This is a genomic window from Amycolatopsis sp. NPDC003861 (assembly GCF_053605405.1).
Genome location: NZ_JBSGJD010000448.1, coordinates 1 through 3,805 on the forward strand (window position 1 = coordinate 1; position 3,805 = coordinate 3,805).

General features: G+C 73.1%; 3 protein-coding genes. 1 reads left to right on the plus strand and 2 read right to left on the minus strand.

What is annotated here, in order from left to right; all coding sequences use genetic code 11:
- On the minus strand, positions 1-2,486 hold a 2,486-nt coding region (smc, locus tag ACWEVN_RS47035), incomplete at its 3' end, for a chromosome segregation protein SMC (protein WP_452055599.1).
- A gap of 156 nt (positions 2,487-2,642) precedes the next feature.
- Complete coding sequence (locus ACWEVN_RS47040) at positions 2,643-2,939, minus strand: acylphosphatase (RefSeq protein ID WP_452055601.1); 297 nt, start codon at positions 2,937-2,939, stop codon at positions 2,643-2,645.
- A 194-nt stretch (positions 2,940-3,133) separates the two neighbouring features.
- Between ACWEVN_RS47040 and ACWEVN_RS47045 the strand changes: the two genes are divergently transcribed.
- On the plus strand, positions 3,134-3,727 hold the full coding sequence (locus tag ACWEVN_RS47045) for a hypothetical protein (RefSeq protein ID WP_452055600.1): 594 nt from the start codon (positions 3,134-3,136) through the stop codon (positions 3,725-3,727).
- Positions 3,728-3,805 lie beyond the last annotated feature (78 nt).

Below are 3,805 nucleotides of genomic sequence, written 5' to 3' on the forward strand. Positions count from 1 at the left end.
TCGCGGGCCTGCTGCTCGGCGTGCGCGGCGCGGCGGAGGCCTTCGGCCTTGCCGGCGATGCTGCGGGCGCGCTCTTCGGAGGTGCGCTGCGCGAGCCGCGCCTCCATCTCCTCCTGCCGCACGACGGCCAGTTCTTCGACGGCCTGGTCGCGCTCGGCGGTGTCCGGGTCGTCCTCGACGGGCTGCTCGGCGACGGCGGCGAGCCGTTCCTCCAGCTCGGCGAGCTGGGCCAGTGCCTGGACGCGGCTCTGCTCGACCTTCGCGCGCTGCCCGGACAGCCGTTCGACCTCGGCCTGCGCCTGGCGGGCGGCCTGCTGCAGCCGGTTGAGCCGTTCCGAAGAGCGCGCCTTCCGGACCTTCGCGTCGCCGAGGGCGTCCTTGGCCTGGGAGACCTCTTCGCGACGCGCCTGCTGCTCGGCACGGGCGCCTTCCAGCTCGGCCGCGTACCGCTCCAGCGAGCGTTCGGCCAGGCGCAGCCGCTCCCCCGCTTCGTCGACGGCGGCCTGGACCTCGATCACGCTCTCGCGCTTGCCGGAGCCACCGATCGCCCAGCGGGCGCCGAAGACGTCGCCCTCGGCGGTGACCGCGCGCACCTCGGGGTGCACCGCGACCAGGTGCCGTGCCGCGTCGAGGTCGCGGACGATGGCCAGCTTGTCGAGGGCCTGCTCGACGGCGGGCCGCAGCGGCGCGGGCGCCGTGACGACCTCACGAGCCCAGCGCGCGCCTTCCGGCAGCGACGGCCACGAATAGGTGTCCACAGTGGACTCGGGACCGCCGAGCAGGATGCCCGCGCGGCCGGAGTCCGTCTCCTTCAAGTACTTCAGCGCGCGCAGGGCGTCTTCGCCGCCCGCGACGGCGATCGCGTCGGCGACCGGGCCGAGCGCCGCGGCGAGCGCGACTTCGTGCCCGGGCTCGACGGTCAGCAGCGCGGCGACCGAGCCGAGCAGGCCCGGCAGCTCGTGGGACGCGCCGAGCAGCGCGCCCGCGCCGTCCTTGCGCCGCAGGCCCATGGACAGCGCCTCGACACGCGCCTTCTCCGAGGCGATCTCGCGCTCGGCGGCGCGTTCGGCCTTGACCAGCTCTTCGACGCGCGCCTTGGCCGCGTTGTTCGCCTCGACCGCGCGGTCGTGCCGGTCCATCAGGCCGGCGTCGTCGGATTCCTCCGCGCCGCCCTCGGCCTTGGCCAGCTCCAGCTCTTCGACGGCGATCTCGGCGCGCTCGGCGGCTTCCTCGATGGAGACGCTGAGCCGGTCGATCTCGTCGGTCGTGGCGCCGTTCTTGCTGCGCAGCGCCTCGACCTGGCCGGTCAGCTTGGCCATGCCCTCGCGGCGGTCGGCGATGGCGCGGACGGCGGCCCAGTGCGCCCGCTCGGCGGCCTGGACGCGCTGTTCGAGGTCTTCGCGGCGCAGCACGGTCTGGGCGAGCAGCTCCCGGGCCTCCATGACGGCCTCGTTGAGCTCTTCTTCCTGCTCGGCGACGCGCTCGGCCTCTTCGAGGAGCTCTTCGGGGTCGCGGCCGCCGGTGTTCGTCGCGACGTCGGCGGAGAGGTGGCGCTGGCGCTCGATGGCGAGCCGGACGGTGCCGCGCAGCCGCTCGGCCAGCGCGGACAGCTTGTACCAGGTCTCCTGGGCGGTCTGCAGGAGCGGCGCGTCCTCGGCGAGCGAGGCTTCCAGCTCGGCTTCTTCGGCGGAAACGATCTCGAGGGTCTGCTCGACCTCGGCGCGGCGCGCGCGGGCCGTCTTCTCGTCGGCCTCTTCGCGCGCGATGGCCTCCCGCTGGGTGACCAGGTCGTCGGCGAGCAGGCGCAGGCGGGAGTCGCGCAGCTCGGACTGCACCGACTGGGCCTTGCGGGCGATCTCGGCCTGCTTGCCCAGGGGCTTGAGCTGGCGGCGCAGTTCGGTCGTCAGGTCGCCGAGGCGGTCGAGGTTGCCCTGCATGTTGGCCAGCTTGCGCAGGGTCTGTTCCTTGCGCTTGCGGTGCTTGAGGACGCCGGCGGCCTCTTCGATGAAGGCGCGGCGCTCTTCGGGCTTGGACTCGAGGATCGCCGAGAGCTGGCCCTGCCCGACGATGACGTGCATTTCGCGGCCGATACCGGAGTCCGACAGCAGTTCCTGGACGTCCATCAGGCGGCAGCGGTCGCCGTTGATCTCGTACTCGCTCGCGCCGTCGCGGAACATCCGGCGGGTGATCGAGACCTCGGAGTACTCGATCGGGAGCGCGCCGTCGGCGTTGTCGATGGTGAGGGTGACCTCGGCGCGGCCGAGCGGGGCGCGGCCCGCGGTGCCGGCGAAGATGACGTCTTCCATCTTGCCGCCGCGCAGGTCCTTGGCGCCCTGGGTGCCCATGACCCAGCGCAGCGCGTCGAGCACGTTGGACTTGCCCGAGCCGTTCGGCCCGACCACGCAGGTGATACCCGGCTCGAAGCGCAGCGTGGTGGCCGAGGCGAAGGACTTGAAGCCCTTGAGCGTCAGGCTTTTCAGGTGCACGTGCTGCTGACCCCTCTGGCCGCGGGTACGGGCGGTTCAATCGTCCCAGGCTACCTGGGGGCCTCCGGGGTCCGCCGGACGCGCCCCCTCCTCGGCGCGCCTAGCACACCCCCGGCGGCCTCAGCAACACCACGAGCCACACCGGCCCCGGACGGCCTACCGCTCGACGAACCCGCTGAGTCCCCCTTTCGGGTCGGACCAGCGCTCGGCGACGTGCTCCACACTTCCGGGCGATTCTCCCGACCGTAACGCTGCCAACAGCCGCTGACAGTGGTCACGACTACCCTCCGCTATCACCTCGACACGCCCGTCGGCCAGGTTGCTGGCGCTCCCGACGAGCCCGAGTTCCAGCGCCCGGCTGCGCGTCCACCAGCGGAAACCGACGCCCTGAACCCGGCCGCGCACCCACGCCGTCAGCCGGGTGTGGGTTTCTTCCTCACTCACGCTGTTCATCCCTTCCGGGTCGACCGACCGCGCACAGTAACGGATCAAGGCCACTACCTGGGCGAATACCCGCACGCCGGTGATAACCTCCCCGCCGAGGTCGGTCCCCCGCCGTGGCTGTGCTTGGTACGACACGCCCGTTTCCCGGCCTCGACGTGCCGTCGGAAACACCGCGCCTCCCCGAATTCCCCAAGGAGCCCCGTATGCCCCGCCCCGCCGGGTCGGATTCGAGCTCTCGGATCACCAGGATCGACACCGCGCCGCCCAAGAGCAGCAAACCGAACCGCACCGGGTACGTCGTGCTCGGGGTGGCCGGGCTGGTCGTCGCGACCGCGTTCGCCGCCGTGGCCGAGCTCGCCGGGCCGGCCCCCGCCTCGACCGCGGGCGGCACGGGCGGCCCCGGCGGCCAGGGCACCGTCCCGGCCGGCGTGCAGACGCTGCCGGCGACCCCGTCGTCGAGCGACCCGGCCTCCTCCAGCGGCGCGCCGACCACGTCGAGCCCGACGTCCCCGAGCACGCCGACGACCGTGGTCTCGGTGAGCCCGGACGGCAAGACGACCACCACGGTCGTCACCCAGCCGTCGCCGCCCCCGCCGCCGCGCAACGACACGGGCGGCAACCCGCCGCCGCCTCCCCCGACGTCGACCAAGCCGTCGCTGCCGTCATCGACGACGACTTCGTCGACCCCGCCCTCCACCTCGAGCGACCCCGCGCCGACGACCACGGCCAGCGGTGGCGGCTCCAGCTCGGCCGGCGCCCCCTCGTCGAGCACGACCGGCACCAGCACCCCGGCCTAGCCCCCAGCGCCCCAATGTGGCGTTGGTTGCGTCCAACGCACCGAACGCCACATTGGGTGCGCTGGACGCACCGAACGC

Bases quoted from the DNA above. Each gene is read 5' to 3' on its own strand.
- ACWEVN_RS47040 (WP_452055601.1), bottom strand. From the start codon at position 2,939: ATGAACAGCGTGAGTGAGGAAGAAACCCACACCCGGCTGACGGCGTGG.
- ACWEVN_RS47045 (WP_452055600.1), top strand. From the start codon at position 3,134: ATGCCCCGCCCCGCCGGGTCGGATTCGAGCTCTCGGATCACCAGGATC.